A 19,083-nucleotide genomic window follows, 5' to 3' on the forward strand; every position below is an offset into this window, starting at 1 on the left:
AGGATGGCAATCGCATCTCATATGCCCCCCTCCCTATGGGCTGACACAGCCCCCGTGGGCAGCGAATACCCAATGCTGCAGGGTGCCCAGCGCAGCGATGTGGTGATTATCGGCGGCGGTTTTACCGGCCTTTCCGCCGCCCTGGCACTCGCCAAGCGCGGTATAAGCGTCACCTTATTGGAAGCCGAAAGTGTCGGCTGGGGCGCGTCTGGCCGTAACGGCGGCCAAGTCATCCCCGGACTCAAATACGACCCGGATGAACTCATCACACGCTATGGCGAAGAGCGCGGCCAACGCATGATAGCGCTCTCAGCCCGCAATGCCGATGTGGTGTTTGAGCTTATAAAGCAGCACAACATTGACTGCGACGCGCAGCAGCGCGGCTGGATTCAACCCGCCGCTACCCACGCCAGCCTGAAAGCGATTGAATCCCGAGCCCGCCAATGGCAGTCCCGCGGCGTAGACATCGTCTGTTTAGATCAGCAGCAGTGTGCTGAGCGTCTCGGCACCTCTGAGTATCTGGGCGGCTGGGTAGACCCCAGGGCCGGCGGGCTGAATCCGCTCGCTTACGCCCGTGGGCTGGCACAGGCAGCCCACGACAGCGGAGCAACGCTGCATGAACACACCCGCGTAACCTCAATGACCCGCGCCGAAGGGCGTTGGCGCGTAATGGCGGAAGGCGGGGCGGAAATTCAGGCGGAACGAGTTCTGCTCTGCACCAACGGTTACAGCGACGCCCTGCAGCCCAAACTTGCCAGCAGCCTGATCGCCGCTAATAGCTATCAGATTGCCACCCGCCCCCTCACGGCAGAGGAAGGCAGCCATATTTTACCCGGTGGCGAGGTGGCGTCAGATGCCCGTAAGCTGTTGCTCTATTTTCGCCGCGATCGGGCTGGGCGCCTGCTGATGGGGGGGCGCGGTTCCTTCAACGACCCACGTAAACCCAGCGACTTCCGGCACCTCGAAAACGCCATCATCAAACTCTACCCCCAGCTAAAGGACGTTGAGATCGATTTTCGCTGGGCAGGGCGTATCGCCATCACCCAAGATTCACTTCCCCACGTACACGAGCCGCAGCAAGGGCTCACCGTGGCGCTAGGCTATAATGGCCGTGGTGTGGCTATGGGCACACACCTCGGCAAGCTGATTGGCGAGCATCTGGGAGAGCCTACGCTGAAGGAAGTGCTTCCCTTTCCATTCACCCCCATCAAGCCGATTCCGCTGCACGGTCTACAAAGACTGTATGTTGAAACGGTGGTCAACTACTATCGGGCCAGGGATTGGCTGGAGCGCTAAGCGAGCGGCCACTTAAAGATCAATACTCAAGCTATAGAGATGTTCCCCTTGGGTTCGCCACCCAAGGGGAACACGTAAGGAATCTTATAAAAGCATGAAGCACGCCAACGCCAACGAATCACGCTCGCCGCAGTTCAATCAATCGCTGGAGAAAGCGTTTGCTGTGCTTGAGTTGTTTGATGCTCAGCACAGCGAACTCAGCCTTTCGGAAATCGCCAAGTATTCAGCGCTAAGCATGGGCTCGGTGCAGCGCATCACCCACACGCTCGAACAACTCGGCTATTTGGCCAAAGCGCCCGCCAGTCGCAAGTACCGGCTCGGCATCCGCCTGATGACCCTCTCCGCCAACTATCTGGAAGCCGACTTGCTGGTCGATTGCGCCAACCCCTACCTATCGGAATTGAGCAACAGCTGCCTGGAAACCGTGTCACTAACCGAACCCTACGGGCTCGATATGATCTACATGGCCCGTTTTACCAGCCGCCACTACATTCCCATTCATATGCCGGTTGGCAGCAGCGTACCGATGTACTGCTCCGCATCTGGCAGAGCGTTTTTATCGGCGCTGGACGACTCCCGCGTTCAGGAGTACTTAACCGCCTGCGAGTTAAAGGCCCATACTCCAAATACGATTACCGATATAAGCGCCCTAACCGACTTGATCCGAGAATGTCGTACACGTGGCGTCGCCTGGAACGATGCTGAATACTTCCTGGGGGATATCAACATTGCTGCGCCGATAAGCAATGCCGCAGGTTTACCGGTAGCCGCTGTGCACATCACAACCCCTAGCAGCCGCTGGAACCTTGAGCGAGCACTGGAACAGCTTGCCCCCTCTTTAATGGAGTGTGCTCGCGCGATAACCAAGGCCGCTCGCATGCGTAGTTAACGCTATCGCGTTTAATAGATTTTTTTCAATAAGCATTAAGCATCTACCTGATACAGATAGCTGCGCTCAAATTCCATACGCAATACTTGGAACTGATCGCTCTTACCACTGCCGGATAAATAACACCGATGCTATGCATGGCCGCTGTTTTTGTACTACAGTGACCAACTAGAAGTAATAGACCGGTCGATTAGGCGCCCTGGAGCTGGACGCTTTGACCTAACGTTGATCTATAGATAGGAGATCTTATGAGCAACAGTATCAAGACGATTAATCCCACTAATGGTGAAACCCTCGAAACTTATGCGTTGATGAGCAGCGCAGAAGCCAAGCAGGTCGTGGACGACTGCTACGAGGCCTTTCTCGATTGGCGCTTGGAATCGCTGGAAAGCCGCGCCAAAACGGTAAAAGCCATTGGCCAAGCGCTGCAAAAGCATAAAGACGAGCTTGCCGACCTGATGGTCAAAGAGATGGGTAAACTGCCTTCTCAGGCCCGTCAGGAAGTGGATCTGTGTACCGGTATCTGTGACTACACCGCTGAGCACGGCCCGAAAAAACTGGCCGACGAAGAGCGCCAGCCTGGCAATGGCGAGCGCGGTTTCGTGACCTACTCACCAATGGGTGTGATCTACGGCATTCAGCCCTGGAACTTCCCGGCGTATCAGGTGATCCGTTACTCTATCGCCAACCTTATGGCGGGTAACGGCGTACTGCTAAAACACGCTGAAAACGTCACCGGTAGCGGCCTGCTGCTGGAAAAGATCTACCGCGAAGCGGGTCTTCCGGAAAATGTCTTCCGCACGCTGGTGATCTCTCACGATGTGTCTGATGAGGTGATCGCCCACTCTGCAGTGCGTGGCGTAACACTCACGGGTAGCGATGGTGCGGGCCGCAAAGTGGCCGGTAAGGCCGCGGAGCATCTTAAAAAGACCGTGCTTGAGCTGGGCTCCAACGACGCTTACTTGGTGCTTGATGACGCCGACATGGACGTGGCCATCGACACCTGTGTTCAAGGGCGTGTTTATAACGGTGGGCAAACCTGCGTCGCGGCCAAGCGTTTTGTGGTTACTGAAAAGAACTACGAGACGTTTAAAAAACGCTATGTAGAGCGCATGCAGTCGCTTAAAGCAGGTGACCCGACCCAAGAAGACAGCGACCTGGGCCCCATGGCTCGCTTGGATCTACGCGATGACCTCCACGACCAAGTGGAAGAGAGCGTGCGCAAAGGCGCGAAGATTCTCTGCGGTGGCGAAAAACCATCCGGTAAGGGCGCGTTTTACCCGGTCACCGTGCTGGATAACGTCACGCCCGGTCAGCCCGCCTATGACGATGAACTGTTTGGCCCCGTGGCTGCGCTAATTCGCGCCAAGGATGACGAAGACGCCATGCGCATTGCCAACGACAGCCGTTACGGCCTGGGCGGCGGCATCATCTCTAAAGATGTGAAACGCGCCACCGAGCTTGCCAGCAAATACTTTGATACCGGCATGGTGTTTATCAATGGCTTTGGCGTTGCGACACCGGAAATGCCTTTCGGCGGCGTTAAAAACTCCGGTTACGGCCGCGAGCACGGCGGTTTCGGCATGCACGAGTTCGTCAATGCCAAGTCAGTGATTGTCGTTCAAGAGTAATCCAGTAAACGCTCACAACGGTGAGTAGTAAAAATAAAGCGCCGCTAGCTATTTAGGCTAGCGGCGCTTTTTTGTGGCACTAAAACGCTTTTATGCCCGCTGAAACGTTCGGCGTTGCCATAGTTTTAATCCAATCGCTATTACCACCCAAGTCACCAGCGCCGCGATAACATCATCCAACACAATGCCAAAACCGCCGTGAACATACTCTGCCAAATGAATCGGCGGCGGCTTCAATCCATCGAAAAAACGGTAGACAACAAAGGCTATCGCCATGACCAGCGGGTGGCGCGCAGCGGTTAAGCCTATTACCGCCAGTGGAAACGCTACGTACTCATCGGCGACGATGCTGCCATGATCCAAGCCGGCATAGTGCCAGGCGGCGACGTGACAAACCGGCACCGCTAGCACCAGTAGAACAGCGATGATAGAGCCCTGTTGAACCAGCGGACGGCTTAGCAGCCACCACGCCAAGGGAATGCCCAGCAGCGAGCCAAAAGTACCTGGCGCCACCGGCGATAGCCCCAGCCCAAAGCCGGTGGCTATCCAAAAATTCACCGTATCGAGCATTAACCAGCCTGCTGCGCTTGGCGTTCGAGTTCGTCGGTCATCTCTTTGGGTAAGTTCAGGGCACTGGCCAGTTGGTCAAGCCAGGCGCGCTCCATGGGGTTTTGATCGTCTGTCACGGCCACGCTGATGAGATACATTTCCCGCGCCGCCTGCGGGGAGTCCGCTTCCCGGGCTAGCGCCTGGGCATCGAGCGGCGCTTTTAGCTGCTGCTCCACCCAGTTATGCATCTCCTGGTCGGCACCTAGGGCGTCAATCTGCTCGGTAATCAGCGCCTGCTCCTGCTCATCGATATGGCCATCGGCCCGGGCGGCCATAATCATCGCCTGCAGCAATTCCAGGCTGCGGCGCTCTTGATACTCGCCGCTAAGCGCTTCTACCCGCTCACCCTCTGCCTCCGTTTGGGCAGTACGCTCTTGTGCATTGCTGTCTTGCGCATTACCATTTTTTGCCGCTTGAGAGCTCTGCCACGCTTTCCAGGCCAACACGCCTACCCCGGCAATGGCGCCATATTTAAGCGCTTTGCCCCCCATACTGCGGCCGCGCTTGGAGCCGACTAACATGCCCATGGCACCACCGCCGAGCAGGCTTTTCATATCAAAACCGCTGGAGGAGCCACCGCCTTGACTGCTGCCACCGCCCAGTTGCTTTGAAAGCCCACCCAGCATGCCTTTAACATCGACCCCGCTGCTACTGCCGCCCTTCTGACTGCCGCCGGCCTGTTGCATCAATTGCTGTAGAATCTTGCTTGCGTTCATCCTTGTACTCCTAAGTAGATAGTATCTTTAGGGCTCGCTTGACGACTAGTACACGTTATAGAGCATGCAGTATGAACGCAGCATGAACTAACGCTACTCCCGCTATTAAAGAAGTGCGCCTTTTACTTCTGCCGAGCTCCCATGTCGACTAGCACGCACCTCTATACGGACTGGCATTTGCTCCTTGAGTTCGCTGACATGGGAGATCACCCCAATCATTCGCCCGCCCATTTGCAGCTCGCTGAGCATGGCAATGGCTTGATCCAGCGCATCCTGATCAAGGCTACCAAAGCCCTCATCGATAAATAGTGTATCCAGCTGAATGCCGCCAGCATACGCCTGCACCACGTCGGAAAGCCCCAGCGCCAACGACAGCGCGGCCATGAAAGATTCGCCGCCAGACAGCGTTGCCACCGAGCGGTTTTTGCCGGTATAGGTATCGGCTACATCAAGTTCCAAACCTGACGCTCTGTTACCTTTGGAGGGATCCTCCCGGCGCACCAGCTGATAGCGCCCGCGGCTCATGCGTACCAAACGCTCAGAGGCTTGAATCAGAACATCATCCAGCAGTACGCCCAACACAAAGCGCTGCAAACTGATGCGATGCCCGGTGCGGCCATTGGCTACTTCGCTGAGCGTGCCCCACAGCTGATACTGGGCTTCGAGCTCTGCTTGCGCCGTATGGGCGGTCGCAAGCTTTTGACGAATGCCTCGCAGTGTGGACAGCCTTCCATCTAGCCCCCGCCACGCCTCTAGCTGGGTGTTCTCTTCTACTTGGGCGGCCTCGGTTAGGCTGGTCAACGTGGCCATATTCGGCAGCGTTTTTCCCGCCAGCTGGGTTTGGTAATTCGCCAGCGCACCTTCAAGCTCGGCTAGGCGGCGTTGGTACGCCTCTATCCGCTGAGTCAGTTCATGCCGCTGGGTGTCATCCAACTGTGCGGCTTGAAACGCCGCCTCGTCATCAAAGGGGCTGGCCTGCAGCGAGGCTCGCCACTCGGCTTGAGCCTGCTGAAGCGACTGTTCGCTACGCTCGACCCGCTCGTTCGCGCCGCGTTGCTGCTCTTCCGCCCGCGCCAGTTGGGCTTGGCTGACCGAGAGTGCCTGTTGGGCGCTCTCCCAGGCTTTTTCGAGTTGGGCGATCTGGTGTTCAAGCTCAGTGAGGGTTCGGCGCATTGCCTCAGGGTCGCGAGCGTCTTCCGGCAGCGATTGGCTCAGTTGATCGCGCTGACTCTCCAGGCGCAACGCCTCCTCTTTCGCCCTCTCCACCGCAGGCCGCTGGGTTTTGAGCTGCTTGTCCAGCGCACCCCACTCCCGGCGCAGCGCATCCCGGGCGGCAATTTGCTGGCTAATCTCACGTTCAACACTTGCCCGGCGCTGCACTTGGCGACGCAAGCCTTCGCAGGCATTTTGCAGTTCAAGCAGCGGTTGACTAGCCCACTCGCCCAGCTGTTGGGTCAGCCGCTGGGCCTGCTCTGTGTTGTAGTTGATCTGCTGAGTGAGCTGATGGTGGTGACGTTCGGCGCGCTGTTGTGCTTGGCGAGCCTGCTCTTGGGCCGATCTGGCCTCTTCAACCTGTGCCTGCGTGACCAGTTCGGCACGGTTAACCGCTGGAGAGGGATGCTCCAGGCTGCCGCACACTGGGCAAGGCGCATCCTGTTCAAGAGTGAGCGCTAACAGCGCGGCCTGCCCCTGGTGCCAGCGCATCTCCTGCTCAGTGGCGTGGCGTTGCGCTCGTTCTGTTTCGCTTTGCTGACGCTTGAGTGCGTCAGTTGCCTGCTGCTGTTGGCTGGTTAACTCACGTGCTTGCCGCGTGAGTTCATCCAGCTCTTGGCGCTGGGTCAACAGGTCGTTATGGCGGCTTAGCTCAGTGGGGGCACTGGCCAGTTGCTGGAACTCTGTCTGTAAGCGTTCCAGATTAACGCTAATCGCTTCGCCCTGCTGGCGGATGCTTTCTAGCTGTTTTTCATCCCGTTTGAGCGCCCCATCGGCTTGCTGCCAGGCGGCCTGCGCCGTTTGAAAGCGTGCCTGAAGCTCGCTTAACTGCTGGCTTTTATGAATAAATTCGCCCAATTGGCGATGCCGTTCCTGGAGCGTGGGAAGCTCTGCCTGACGCTGGCGTGCCACTTCTAACGCCTGCTGCGCCTGTTCAGCGTTACTACGTTGAGTGGCTAACGCAGATTGCGCCTGGCGCTGCTCGGCTTGGTCGGTGGTCAACGCCTGCTGCGCCTGATCTAAGGCAGCCCTCTGGGGGCGCAGCGCCTGGGCGTGAGAACTTTGCGCTAAACGCTCCTTACAGCTATCTATCTCAGCGTGCTGCTCAAGATGGCGGGCTTTATCCGCCGCCAGCTGATCCCGGGCCTCAAACTGCCGCTGCAGTGCCATGGCCTCATCGCGCTGCTTTTCGGCGCTACGGCGCTTCTGCTGGGCGGTTTCAAAGTGTTGCCGCGCTTGGTCTACCTGGGGTGTCAACGCTTCAAGCTCTTGCGCTAATGCAGCCTCGCTCGCCAGCTCCCCCCCGGCGAGAATGCCGCTAATATGCTGGCGGTGGTCACTCACCGCCCGTTCGATTTGGTTGGCCTGGGTGCGCAGGCTCTCTTCGATACGCTGAAAAATCTGGGTTTGAAACAGCTGGGAGAAAATCACTTCGCGCTCTTTAGAGCCTGCCAGCAGCAGTTCACGAAACTTGCCCTGGGGAAGCACCATCACCTGACGAAACTGGTTGGCATCCAGGCCGATCAGGGTTTGCAGCTCCGCAGTGGCGTCGTTGACCTTGCGCGCCACCAGGCAGGTCTCTACATCACCATCTGCCTTTAATCGCCACAGCTGGGCTTCCGCGTTATGTGTGGTGGTGCCTTCGCCGCGGGCTTTGGGGCGCTCCTGCTGGGGAACCCGGCGAACCCGGTAATCCACACCCCGCAGGCGAAAGTCCAGCGTCACTTCGGTTAGCAGAGAGGCATCGGCCTGGTCGCAGCGCATCTGCGCCGGATCACGCTCATTGCCCGTGGTCTGGCCGTAGAGCGCAAAACAGAGCGCATCGAGAATCGAGCTTTTACCGGCGCCGGTGGGGCCATTAATCAGAAACAGCGGGCTTCTTCCCAGCGCGGTGAAGTCGATGGTCTCACTGCCCGCAAAGGGCCCAAACGCCTGCATGGTAAGGGTTAGCGGTGTCATCCCTGAGCCTCTTCATCACGGCTAAGCTCGCCTATCAGTGTGCTTATCGCCTCGGTTTGTTGGTCGGTCAGGGGCTCGCCACTGGTCTGAGCGAAGAAGTCGCTGAACATATCCAGTGTGCTGAATTTCAGCCGCTCACGGTCAAGCTGCTGATTACCGCGGGCATCCAGCATGCCGGGCTTCTCCAGATGCAGCACGTTGGGATACACCTCACGCAGCTTGCCCATGGGGTCGAGAATGGCGTGGCGATCGGTTAACCGCACCAGCAGATAGTCATCAGCGTGCGGGTCTGTTCGCCCCTGGGCGATCAATGCATCAAGCTCGCCTTCCAGTACGCGCACTTCACGGCTGGGTAGTAATGGGATCTGTTCAATCTGAGTGACGCCGGACGCGTCGAGATCCACCAGCGTTACGCCTTTGCGCTGGCTCGCTTCGGAAAAGCTGTATTTGAGCAGCGAGCCGCTATAGCGAATATGCTCGCCGCCGCGATACTGGGGGCCATGCAGATGGCCAAGTGCCACGTAATCAAAGCCTTGCATAGGCTCCCAGGCAACGCTTTCGGCACCGCCCAAGGTCAACGGGCGTTCAGAGTCAGAAGCGCTGCCGCCATCCACAAAGCAGTGGCTCATTAGTATGCAGGGGCGTGTAGGGTGGCGCTGCTCTTCAATGCACTCAACCAGGTAACGGTGGGCAGCGTCAAAATCGCGCACCTCCACATTAAATTGGCTGCGCACATGCTCTGGGTCGGCGTAGGGAATGCCGAACACATCGACTTCAACGCCCTTAATCGCCAGCGTGACGGGAGTGGCAAAATCGGCGAGGTCGGAAAGAATATGCAACCCGGCCTGGCGCAGATGGCGGGCGCCGAAGCGTAATCGTTCGGCACCGTCGTGGTTGCCTGAGATCATAACCACCGGCAGTTTGCGTTCTTCGCAGAGCGCGTGGAGCACCTTATCCAGCAGCGTTACCGCCGCCGAGGGCGGCACCGAGCGATCGTAAATATCGCCTGCAATCAGCACCGCATCGACGTTCTCCCGGTCGATGATCTCAATGAGCTGATCGAGCACATGGCGCTGATCATCCAGCAACGAAAGGTTGTGGAATAGCCGCCCCAAGTGCCAATCGGCGGTGTGAAGTAGACGCATAACAAGCTCAACTGCCAATAGTGTAGCGGCATCATAACAACCTAATAGGGCTGCGTTTAGCGCTTGCGTTGAGCTAGTATCAAATTGTGTTACGGCGTTTTGGGTAGCTGGCGTTTATGTTCGGTGCGTTGGTAGGTGCGGGTAATGGTCGTGTAAGCCTGCTCGCTCACCTCCTGGCCGCTAAGAAACGCGTCGATTTCAGCGTAGCTGACACCCATTGCCTCTTCATCAGCCAATTGAGGTTTCAGTGATTCCAAATCTGCAGTGGGTAGTTTCTCGACCAGGGAAGCAGGCGCGCCCAAGGTGGCACCAATCTCTCTTACCTGCGCTTTGGTAAGACCGGTAAGTGGCGCCACGTCGCAAGCACCGTCGCCATATTTGGTGAAAAAACCCATCAACGCTTCCGCCGCTTGATCAGTCCCCACCACTAAACCGGATTTAGCACCTGCGACGGCATATTGGGCAACCATGCGCTGTCGCGCCTTGATATTGCCCAATACAAAGTCCCGCTGAGCAGCATCTTTAAACTCCAGCCCCCCTTCTTCAAGAGAAGTTAGCATAGTGTCGCTAGCAGGCTTTACGTTGACAGCTAACACTTCATCGGGGCTGATAAAGGTGAGTGCCTGTTGAGCGTCCTGTTCATCTTTTTGATCCCCGTAAGGCAAGCGCATCGCGTAGAAACGTGCGTCAACCCCCTTATCGCGGGCTTTTTCGACGGCTAACTGGGCTAACCGCCCCGCGACAGTTGAGTCCACGCCGCCACTAATACCCAATACCAGCCCGTGCTGGCCTGTCTCTATCATTTGGCTGCAAAGAAAATCGATCCGGGCATTGATTTCATCACGCGGCGCTATAGATGTCTTCACCTGTAACGCAGACTGAATAAGCTGTTGCTGATCTGCTTGTTGAGTCATTGCTCGTTCTGCCTCCATGCAATTTATAGGGAATCGTGGTTAAGACTCATCAATACGCGGCGCGTTGTCTGCTAGCACTTCGCCATGTTTCTGCGGAACCATTTCCAGAGCGTAGTGGGCGGCGGCGAGGCGAACTTGATTTCGATCCCCTGAGAAACGCCGCGTTTCGGTGGTTAGAAATACCTCCTGGTTATGACGAAAGGCCCAGGCAAAGCATACGGTGCCGACAGGTATTCCATCGTGAGGCTCAGGCCCAGCGATACCTGTATTGGCCAACGCCACATTAGCGTCATTATTATTTAATGCGCCCATTGCCATTTCACGCACGGTTGCTTCACTGGTTAACCCGTGTTTATCGATGGTTTCAAAACTGACGGCCAAGTAGCGATTTTTGGCCTCGGGCGAGTAAACCGCTAAGCCACAGTCTATCGATTGCCCGCTGCCCGGCACTCTGGCGAGTTCGGAAACAATTAACCCCGCAGTACAAGACTCCGCTGTGGCCATTTTAAGTTCATGCTTTTGCAAATACTCACTAATTTTTTCAAGCAGCTCCATTGCTCATCTCCTTGTCACGCCATGGCCCCCAACTTTCTTTTTGACGCTATTTAGGCACTATAGTTAAGAGCTTTGATTTGTCTAACCTGTACGGTGAATATTATATTGTTTATGTTCACAGTGTGCCTTACCAGCTGCTAATAAAAAGCCCCGCTCAATGGCGGGGCTACTAATCAATCAACAGCGTTACTAACGACGGAAAGCGTCAGGGTAATTGGTGAGATCAACTCCCCACATAATCGGCAGAAGGAAATACACCGCTGCCACAATCAGCAACATGGCAATAATGTTGATCCAGAAGCCGGTGCGCACCATCTCGATAATTTTCAGTTTGCCAGTGGCGAAGATGATGGCGTTGGGCGGTGTACCTACCGGCAGCATAAAGGCGCAGTTGGCCGCCATGGCAGCGGGCACCATAAGTACAAAGGGGTGAATATCCAGCGCCAATGCCAGCGACGCCAGCACCGGTAGAATCATCGTGGCCGTGGCGGTATTCGAGGTGATTTCGGTCAAGAATAGCACCATGCCGGTTGCCAGCAGAATGACCAGCAGGAAGTTGACGCCTTCCAGCACGCTCATTTGCCCACCAATCCACTCTGCCAGACCGGAAGAGCCGAAGCCTGCGGCAATCGCCAAACCACCCCCGAACAGTAGCAGAATGCCCCAGGGGACGTCTTTCGCCACATCCCAACCCAGCAGGCAGCCACCTTTGTTTTTAGAGGGAATAAGAAACAGTAGGAGCGCGGCGACAATCGCGATCATGGTGTCATTGATGCCGGGGATATTGATGATCTGCCCCTGCCACAAGAACGAGCGGGTAATCCACATAAAAGCAGCGAACAGAAACACCGCCAGCACCGCTTTCTCCTCGAAGCTGGTGTTACCCAGCGCCGCTTTTTCCTTGTTAATGAGCTCTCGCCCGCCCGGCAGGTGACTAAACTCAATGCGGAAAAATACCCGCGTCAGTAGCAGCCAAGTGCTAAACAGCAGCACCACTACCACAGGGAAAGCAAACATCAGCCAGCCGGCAAAGGAGATCTCGATGCCAAACAGCTGATTCACAATCGCGGCAAGAATGATATTGGGTGGGGTGCCAATCAGCGTGCCCAATCCACCAATGGTACCGCCGTAACCGATACCAAAAATTAGTGTTTTGCTGAATTTATCTATTTCGGCGCTGTGGTCGCCGTCACTCTTAGCCAGCTCTTGACTCACCTGATACACGATAGCGGTACCAATCGGCAGCATCATCATGACCGACGCAGTGTTGGAGACCCACATGGACAAAAAGCCCGTCGCGGCCATAAAACCAAACACGATGCTATTAATACTGGTGCCCAGCACGGCAATAATCGACAGCGCGATGCGCTTGTGGAGATCCCATCTTTCCATTGCCAGCGCGATCATAAAGCCGCCCAGGAACAGGAAAATAATTGGATTGCCGTAAGCGGCGGTCACCGTATTGCCATCCAGTGCGCCGGTTATCGGCAATAGCACAATAGGCAGCAACGAGGTCGCGGGAATAGGAATAGCTTCAGTGATCCACCATACGGCCACCCACAGGGTGGTGGCGAGCACCATGCGCCCTTCAAAGCTTAAGTCCTCAGGGTGAAAGAACATCACCACAAAAGCGAACAGCAGCGGGCCAAGCAACAGACCAACCTTCTGCGGCGTGGTGTAGGCAGGCGGCTTAGGTTGAGGTGAAGGAGCACGCTTGGTATTCGAAGCCGCGGCATTGCCGGCCCCGCCCGTCGGCAGCGCGCACATCAATAGTTTTTTGGCTTGGTAGTGGGAGTGCCATAGCTGATCCCACACCGTCATCAGGGCAGTTTTATGCATACAATTTGTGCCACTTACGGTCAGAGTGAAAAGAATAAGGGTCGGCATCCAGGTAAATAAGCCACCCGATGGGCAACGCGGAACCGCCTTTGGCGCCCTTTATTAACTGCAATAGGCAATTAGTCCAGTGCTTTACTGGTAATTACAACCAAAGTCTAACAACTTTAGTTTAGCTATGGGTAAATGCGAACAGTGGCATAAACGTATGAACTGGGTAAGTTGTAGGTACTATAATAACGTCAATTTTCCCATACCCGTTGAGGAGAACCGCGTGCTTGATCGTTGGACAATGCCGCTAACACATCGCCCTCTGCAACGAATCGCGCAGCCGTTGCATCAAAAATGCATCTCTCCCGATCAGGTGACGCTGGTCGCATTTTTGATTGGCATGACGGCCTTACCGCTCTTGGCCTATGAGCAGTATGGGTTAGCCCTGCTGGTCATTTTGCTCAACCGGCTCGGTGATGGCATTGATGGCGCATTGGCGCGGTTAAGTAATAACACCAACGATGCCGGTGGCTTTCTTGATATAGGCCTCGACTTTGTCTTCTACGCCGCAGTGGTGTTGGGTTTTGCATTGGCTAATCCCAGTCAGAACGCGCTCGCTGCTGCGTTGCTGTTATTTGCCTTTATCGGTACAGGCACCTCCTTTCTTGCCTTTGCAATTGCCGCCAAGCAGCAGGCCATAGAGCGCCCTCACTTTCCCAACAAAGCGTTCTACTATTTAGAGGGATTAACCGAAGGCACTGAAACCTTGCTGGCGCTGGTGATTTTCTGTTTATTCCCTGACCATTTTCCAACACTGGCAACACTATTTGCGATCGCTTGCCTGGTGACAGTGGTTACACGGTTATGGGGTGGTTACTGGACACTACGCCGGCATATTGCTGAAAGGGAATAGTTTACAGCCCCCTTTTTCGCATTTGCTTCTCACTCACGGCTATATTAAGCTCAGTTTCGTACAACACACGTACAACTCAAATTCAGGCAGTTAGCGCAAGTTAACCGCCGTTATATTAGCAATCACACGGAGCCGTGATATGCATAACGAAACATCAAACGATCTTTCTCAGGCGGGCCTTCACATCGCCATTCAAGACCTCAAGGATGAACTCTTCGACACCCCCGAGTGTGACTTTGCCATTGCCCAACTGCTTACCCGTTGGGGCCGGGCTGAAAAAGCCGATCAAGTGCTGGATGAGATGCTGATGAAGTGGGGTACTTCACCTGAAGTACTTGCTTTAACTCAGCGCGGCTATACGGAGATGGTTGGCAGCAGTGAGCTATCTGCGGATAACGACGAAACCATCCAAGAGCCGCAAAAAACCACTTCTGCAGCGCTCGAGGTAGTGGCGGCCTGACCTAAAAGCCAGTCAAAGCCTAGCTCGCCAATGCAGCAAGCATCATTTACTAATGCCCTGTACTAATGCCCCTACGCTCTTATGAGGCAGGGGCATTTTTATTGCATTAATGCAGGTGTTAATCCAAGTGATCAAGCGTGACGATGATATCTTGTGTTGAGACATCCACGTTCCAGAAAGTATAGCTATCCTCATCCTCATCAACTAAGCGAATATCGAAATAGGGGTTGGTATAGCCCGTTAGCGTGACCCGCTGGGTGTCGCCGTTCATTAATACAGCATCACCCAGCACGTCCTCTTCCCAGCTCTTCGAGTTCCCTGGGCTCACGTACATATAGTAAATGGTGTAACCCGTTCGATTGGTGATATCCACATAGTAGTCAGCGGCCAGCGCCAGCGATGATGCACACAGTGCCGCAAACGCCAATAAAAAAGTTCTAATTTTCATGCAAAGTTCCCCAATTTTTTTTAAAAGTAAACAGCAAGTTGCGTCCTAAGTACAGAGTCTGCAGGTTTTTTATCCAGCCCCCCGCATCATGCTTGTAGCTGATAGAATACCGCCCCTTTCAGGCGCGTTAGCGGCCAACCCAATAACGCCACACACCTTTACCACCTGAGAGTTGCACAATGATCGCCACCGCCAGCACCGTTTTCCGGCCACTTATTCGGCTGGGCCTTATCCCACAGATTTTAATCGGTATCGTTGCTGGGGTAGTACTCGCCCTGTTTGCACCGGGCGTTGCCAGCGATGTCGCCCTGCTTGGCCAGCTATTTATCGCCGCTTTGCAGGCAGTGGCGCCCATTTTAGTGTTTGTACTGGTGGCGGCGGCGATCTCTGCCCATCAGAAAGGCCAGCCGACCCACATTCGCCCTGTGCTGGTACTGTATGTAGCGGGCACATTGATCGCTGCGTTAATTGCAGTGGCAGCCAGCTTCCTATTTCCCACCGAGCTTTCATTGAATGCAGGCCAGGTTGACGGCAATCCGCCCGGGGATATTTTTAGCGTTCTGCGCGACCTGCTTTTGAACGCGGTGGCCAACCCGGTTAGCGCGCTGATGGAGGCTAACTTTATCGCTATTCTGGCCTGGGCCATCGGCCTGGGCTTGGCGCTGCGCCAAGCCAGCGATACTACCCGCCAAGCGCTGAGTGATTTATCCACGGCGGTCACCCGTATCGTCACGCTGGTGATTCGTTTGGCACCGCTGGGTATCTTTGGCTTGGTAGCTGGCACGCTGGCGGAATCCGGCGTTGCGTCGTTGCTTAACTACGCCCAGCTGCTGGGTGTGATTGTGGGCTGCATGCTGTTTGTCGCGCTGGTTAGCAACCCGCTGCTGGTTTACTTCACCACCCGGCAAAACCCTTATCCCCTGGTGTTTACGTGCCTGCGCGGCAGCGCGATTACCGCCTTCTTCACCCGCAGCTCGGCAGCGAATATCCCGGTGAATCTGGAGCTTTGCCGCCGCCTGAAGCTCGACCCTGACACCTACTCCATTTCCATTCCGCTGGGCGCGACGATCAATATGTGCGGTGCAGCGATCACTATTACGGTGATCACTCTGGCAACCACTCATACGCTGGGCATTAGCGTCGACTTTCCCACGGCGCTACTGCTGTGCGTAGTATCAGCGCTGGCAGCCTGTGGTGTTTCCGGCGTGGCGGGCGGTTCACTGATGCTGATACCCATGGCTGCCAGCCTGTTTGGGGTTTCCACTGAAGTGGCTATGCAGGCGGTGGCGATTGGCTTTGTAATCAGCGTGGTGCAGGACTCCACCGAAACCGCACTCAACTCCTCGACCGATGTGCTGTTCACCGCCGCCGCCTGCCAGTCGCAAGAGACAAAACGCCCTTAACCATTCGCCCTGGGGAGTGGCTGCTTATCACAACCACTCCCCGCGTACTTTTGGATGTTTTGACCAGCCTCGCCAAACGCTCCCGTTCATCCTCTTCATAAAAACTCGGGTCATCAAATAGGTCGCGCTGGGTATCATCAAAGATCATTTCCAACACTTCTGCACTACTTTGCACCATCGGCTCGAAGTGCGCGGTATGTGTGACCACTGCCCTGACGCGGCGGCGGCGATACAGCGCGTAGATACCCAGCAAGGTGAACACACAGGCAATATAGAGCGGCAGTCCATGACTACCCACTACGCTCATCAGCGACCCCGCCGCTATCGGCGCCACGGCACAGCCCGCGCCGTGCATTACCAGCATATCCGCCGAGCCGGAGACAATTTCATCCGGGTGAAGCTGGTCGATCAACTGAGCTACCGCCAGCGGGTAGAGCGAAAATGCCAAGCCACCCCAGATAAAGTAGAGCCCCAGCAACACCTCGTGGCTGGGCGCAAAGGGCATGGCCGCGGCGCTCAAGGCCGCGAGCAGCACCACCCAGATCATCACCTTAGGACGGTCGTGTTTATCGGAGAAGCGCCCAATGGGAATCTGTAGCAGCGCCCCACCAATAATCGCCGCGCTCATTACCAAGCCAACACCGCCAATATCAAACCCCAACTGAGTCGCGTATATCGGTGTCATCGACCAAAAGGCGCCCATGGCAAGCCCCGATAGCGCGGCGGAAGCCACCGCCAGCGGCGCAAAGCCCAGCAATGCACGTAGGCTGCTTTTGGGTCGTTCGGAAATTTTGGGCTGAACGCGACGGGTCAGGGTAATGGGTAACAGCGCCCAACTGATCAAAATGGAGATCACCACAAAGAGCAAAAAACCTTCCGGAGAAGAGAGGCGCAGCAACTGCTGGGCCAGTGCCAAGGCGCCCAGGTTAACCACCATGTATACCGCAAAAATACGCCCCCGTTCATGGCTGGCGGCTTGGCTATTCAACCAGCTTTCGATCACGGTAATTAAGGTAATAAACGCCAGCCCATAGACCACCCGCAGCGGTAGCCATACCCACGGGTCGATAAACACCAGATGCAGCAGCGCCACCGACGAGCAAATGGAGGCGCAGAAGCCAAAGGTACGAATGTGCCCCATCCGCCGAATTAAGCGCCCGCTCACCCAGGTGCCGCAGATGAAGCCGACAAAATAGCCGGACATGATGATCCCCAGCACCGCGCTTGAAAAACCTTCCGCCGTACCTCGCAGAGTGAGCAGCGTGTTGAGCAAGCCGTTGCCTAGCAACAATAGCGCCACACTTCTTAGAATCGATTTAACCGGTTGGAGCATTGCCAATGAACGCATCGCGCTTCCTCTCAGCCGACAACCTAAAGGTCATGCATAAAGAGTGCCACTGAAAGCGCTTATCACAATCATTGACAGGCTAACGTTCTTTATATAGAACGTTCTATATAAAGAACAGCACAACGGATGGCGTGCAGCCTCATGGATAAACTCTCACTCAACACGCTGGGTCAGCACCTTCAAGCACTACGCCTTGAACGGGGTTGGTCGCTTTCGCAATTAGCCAATGAGGCGGGGATCGCCAAGTCCAACCTGTGTCGCTTGGAGCAAGGCAGCGGCAATCCCACCATCGACACCATTTGGCGGCTTGCGGTGCAGCTCAATGTGCCCTTTGGCACCCTGGTAGCGCCGATTAGCGTGCCGCTGGGTGAAGATGGTGTGCAGGTACGTTTGATCGACCAAGGCGAAGACTCGCCTCAGGTGGACGCCTACTGGATGCGCTGCGCGCCACATACGCTGCGCCATGCTGAAGCCCATACAAGTGGCACCCGTGAATCACTCACGCTGATTAGCGGTTGGCTGGAAGCGGGGCCAGAGGGTGCCACCACGCAGCTTACCCCCGGTGATACCGTAACCTTCCCCGCCGATCAGCCGCACCTTTATCGCACCCAGGCAGCAGAGGCCACGTTAATGATGACCATCACCTACGGTGCAGAAGGCCAAACCCCATGAGCCAAGGTACCAGCCACTCTCCACTGCGTAGCGCGCTACAAGGCGTACGCGAAGCTATCCCGCTACTGGGCGGCTATATTCCGGTAGCGCTGTCGTTTGGCTTGGTGGCCACCCAGGCAGGCTTTAGCACCCTGGAGGCCACGGCTATTTCAGCGCTAATTTACGCCGGCGCCTCGCAGTTTCTGTTTGTGGGCATGATCGCCACCGGCGCACCGCTGTGGCTGGTGGTGGCGATGACACTGCTGATTAACGTTCGCCATGTGGTCTACGGCCCAAATTTGGCAGGACTGTTGCCACGCAGCCGCCACTGGCCCTGGTTGATGCACGGCCTCACCGACCAGGTGTTTGCACTGGCCCTAACCCGACTGCCCCAACTGCCTGAGGTAAAGCGTTTTAGTTGGTTTTTGGGCGCATCACTGCTGGCCTGGGGCGCCTGGATCATCGGCACCGCGGTGGGGGCTACCGCCGGTGAGGCCTTTACCGCCCGCTGGCCGCTGCTGGGTGAGATTATGCCCTTCGCGCTGCCCGCGCTGTTTTTGACCATGGTGGCGCCGCGCTTTACCGACAAGCGTTGGGCAGTCGCCATGGGCTGCACCATTTTAGCGGCGCTGTGTTTGACCCTGGTCGGCTGGGGCAACGTGGCGATTCCCTTAGCCGCCGCCTGCGGCGCGCTGTGCTTCTACTCCATGCAGTTCTATACGGTGAAATTCACCACCAGCAGGAGGCGTGAATCATGAGCACTGCACTTTGGCTAGCGGTCGCGGTTTCCGCCATTGGCACGTTGTTGATGCGGGTAGTGCCGTTTTTATGGATGCAGCGCCGCCTCAACAGCGAAAGCGGCCTTAATAACATGCCCCAGTGGCTGGGTATTCTCGGTCCGTTGATGATTGCCGCCGTGCTGGGGGTGTCCATTGTGCCGGTTAACCCAAGCGCTGTTTCCTGGATCGCCACCGCCATCGGGCTTTCTGTCACGCTGCTGGTGTGGTCGCGGGTACGCTCACTTGGCTGGCCGGTCGCGGCTGGTGTCGCAGTATTTGGGATGGTGGAGGTCGCGGCCTTCATTTGGTAATGCTTTGCATTAGCTTT

Annotated in this window: 18 protein-coding genes; 9 read left to right on the forward strand and 9 right to left on the reverse strand. The window is 56.2% G+C overall.

Annotated elements, in window-relative coordinates:
• Positions 1-3 precede the first annotated feature (3 nt).
• The 3 genes from ACFIOZ_RS15710 to ACFIOZ_RS15720 all read left to right on the forward strand — a co-directional run bounded on the left by ACFIOZ_RS15710 (position 4) and on the right by ACFIOZ_RS15720 (position 3,816).
• A complete protein-coding gene (locus ACFIOZ_RS15710) occupies positions 4-1,296 on the forward strand; it encodes an NAD(P)/FAD-dependent oxidoreductase (RefSeq protein ID WP_386079523.1) in 1,293 nt (430 codons plus the stop codon).
• Between the two features lie 94 nt (positions 1,297-1,390).
• Positions 1,391-2,185, forward strand: a complete 795-nt coding sequence (locus tag ACFIOZ_RS15715; RefSeq protein ID WP_386079524.1) for an IclR family transcriptional regulator — start codon at positions 1,391-1,393, stop codon at positions 2,183-2,185.
• A gap of 248 nt (positions 2,186-2,433) precedes the next feature.
• Positions 2,434-3,816 (forward strand): NAD-dependent succinate-semialdehyde dehydrogenase, encoded by a 1,383-nt coding sequence (locus ACFIOZ_RS15720; RefSeq protein WP_386079526.1) that lies wholly within the window; start codon positions 2,434-2,436, stop codon positions 3,814-3,816.
• Positions 3,817-3,906: 90 nt separating this feature from the next.
• Here ACFIOZ_RS15720 and ACFIOZ_RS15725 read toward each other — a convergent pair whose 3' ends face one another.
• The 7 genes from ACFIOZ_RS15725 to ACFIOZ_RS15755 form a co-directional block, all read right to left on the reverse strand.
• Complete coding sequence (locus tag ACFIOZ_RS15725; protein WP_386079527.1) at positions 3,907-4,386, reverse strand: phosphatidylglycerophosphatase A; 480 nt, start codon at positions 4,384-4,386, stop codon at positions 3,907-3,909.
• Positions 4,386-5,141 carry a tellurite resistance TerB family protein gene (locus tag ACFIOZ_RS15730; protein ID WP_386079529.1) on the reverse strand — a complete coding sequence of 252 codons (756 nt, stop codon included), beginning with the start codon at positions 5,139-5,141 and terminating at the stop codon, positions 4,386-4,388. Before ACFIOZ_RS15730 ends, ACFIOZ_RS15725 begins: the two co-directional genes overlap by 1 nt.
• A 105-nt stretch (positions 5,142-5,246) precedes the next feature.
• Positions 5,247-8,312 carry an AAA family ATPase gene (locus ACFIOZ_RS15735; protein ID WP_386079531.1) on the reverse strand — a complete coding sequence of 1,022 codons (3,066 nt, stop codon included), beginning with the start codon at positions 8,310-8,312 and terminating at the stop codon, positions 5,247-5,249.
• Positions 8,309-9,457 (reverse strand): exonuclease SbcCD subunit D, encoded by a 1,149-nt coding sequence (locus ACFIOZ_RS15740; RefSeq protein ID WP_386079533.1) that lies wholly within the window; start codon positions 9,455-9,457, stop codon positions 8,309-8,311. The genes ACFIOZ_RS15735 and ACFIOZ_RS15740 overlap by 4 nt, the downstream gene beginning before the upstream one ends.
• Positions 9,458-9,546: 89 nt before the next feature.
• Positions 9,547-10,371, reverse strand: coding sequence for an ammonia-dependent NAD(+) synthetase (gene nadE / locus ACFIOZ_RS15745; RefSeq protein WP_386079535.1), 825 nt, complete (start codon positions 10,369-10,371; stop codon positions 9,547-9,549).
• Positions 10,372-10,410: 39 nt separating this feature from the next.
• Complete coding sequence (locus ACFIOZ_RS15750) at positions 10,411-10,926, reverse strand: CinA family protein (protein WP_386079537.1); 516 nt, start codon at positions 10,924-10,926, stop codon at positions 10,411-10,413.
• Positions 10,927-11,115: 189 nt separating this feature from the next.
• A complete protein-coding gene (locus ACFIOZ_RS15755) occupies positions 11,116-12,765 on the reverse strand; it encodes a DASS family sodium-coupled anion symporter (protein WP_386079539.1) in 1,650 nt (549 codons plus the stop codon).
• A gap of 271 nt (positions 12,766-13,036) precedes the next feature.
• Here ACFIOZ_RS15755 and ACFIOZ_RS15760 point away from each other — a divergent pair, with 271 nt between their 5' ends.
• Together ACFIOZ_RS15760 and ACFIOZ_RS15765 are read left to right on the forward strand one after the other, a co-directional pair.
• A complete protein-coding gene (locus ACFIOZ_RS15760; protein WP_386079541.1) occupies positions 13,037-13,666 on the forward strand; it encodes a CDP-alcohol phosphatidyltransferase family protein in 630 nt (209 codons plus the stop codon).
• Positions 13,667-13,805: 139 nt separating this feature from the next.
• The gene (locus tag ACFIOZ_RS15765) at positions 13,806-14,126 is read left to right on the forward strand and encodes a hypothetical protein (RefSeq protein ID WP_386079543.1); all 321 of its coding nucleotides are present in this window, start codon (positions 13,806-13,808) and stop codon (positions 14,124-14,126) included.
• Positions 14,127-14,244: 118 nt separating this feature from the next.
• Here the strand turns inward: ACFIOZ_RS15765 and ACFIOZ_RS15770 are convergent, their stop codons facing one another.
• Positions 14,245-14,574 carry a hypothetical protein gene (locus ACFIOZ_RS15770; protein WP_386079545.1) on the reverse strand — a complete coding sequence of 110 codons (330 nt, stop codon included), beginning with the start codon at positions 14,572-14,574 and terminating at the stop codon, positions 14,245-14,247.
• Between the two features lie 179 nt (positions 14,575-14,753).
• Here ACFIOZ_RS15770 and sstT point away from each other — a divergent pair, with 179 nt between their 5' ends.
• On the forward strand, positions 14,754-15,977 hold the full coding sequence (gene sstT / locus ACFIOZ_RS15775) for a serine/threonine transporter SstT (RefSeq protein ID WP_386079547.1): 1,224 nt from the start codon (positions 14,754-14,756) through the stop codon (positions 15,975-15,977).
• Here the strand turns inward: sstT and ACFIOZ_RS15780 are convergent.
• Entirely contained in the window at positions 15,934-17,325 is a 1,392-nt protein-coding gene (locus ACFIOZ_RS15780) for an MFS transporter (protein ID WP_386079548.1), read from the reverse strand. The two genes, sstT and ACFIOZ_RS15780, sit on opposite strands and share 44 nt — an antisense overlap.
• Before the next feature lie 141 nt (positions 17,326-17,466).
• Here ACFIOZ_RS15780 and ACFIOZ_RS15785 point away from each other — a divergent pair, with 141 nt between their 5' ends.
• The 3 genes from ACFIOZ_RS15785 to ACFIOZ_RS15795 are packed head-to-tail and all read left to right on the forward strand — an operon-like array spanning position 17,467 to position 19,066.
• Complete coding sequence (locus ACFIOZ_RS15785; RefSeq protein WP_386079550.1) at positions 17,467-17,997, forward strand: helix-turn-helix domain-containing protein; 531 nt, start codon at positions 17,467-17,469, stop codon at positions 17,995-17,997.
• A complete protein-coding gene (locus ACFIOZ_RS15790) occupies positions 17,994-18,734 on the forward strand; it encodes an AzlC family ABC transporter permease (RefSeq protein ID WP_386079552.1) in 741 nt (246 codons plus the stop codon). The genes ACFIOZ_RS15785 and ACFIOZ_RS15790 overlap by 4 nt, the downstream gene beginning before the upstream one ends.
• Positions 18,731-19,066 (forward strand): AzlD domain-containing protein, encoded by a 336-nt coding sequence (locus ACFIOZ_RS15795; RefSeq protein WP_280113057.1) that lies wholly within the window; start codon positions 18,731-18,733, stop codon positions 19,064-19,066. The genes ACFIOZ_RS15790 and ACFIOZ_RS15795 overlap by 4 nt, the downstream gene beginning before the upstream one ends.
• Positions 19,067-19,083: the final 17 nt, after the last annotated feature.

It is taken from the genome of Vreelandella sp. F11 (assembly GCF_042466685.1).
Taxonomy (GTDB): Bacteria; Pseudomonadota; Gammaproteobacteria; order Pseudomonadales; family Halomonadaceae; genus Vreelandella.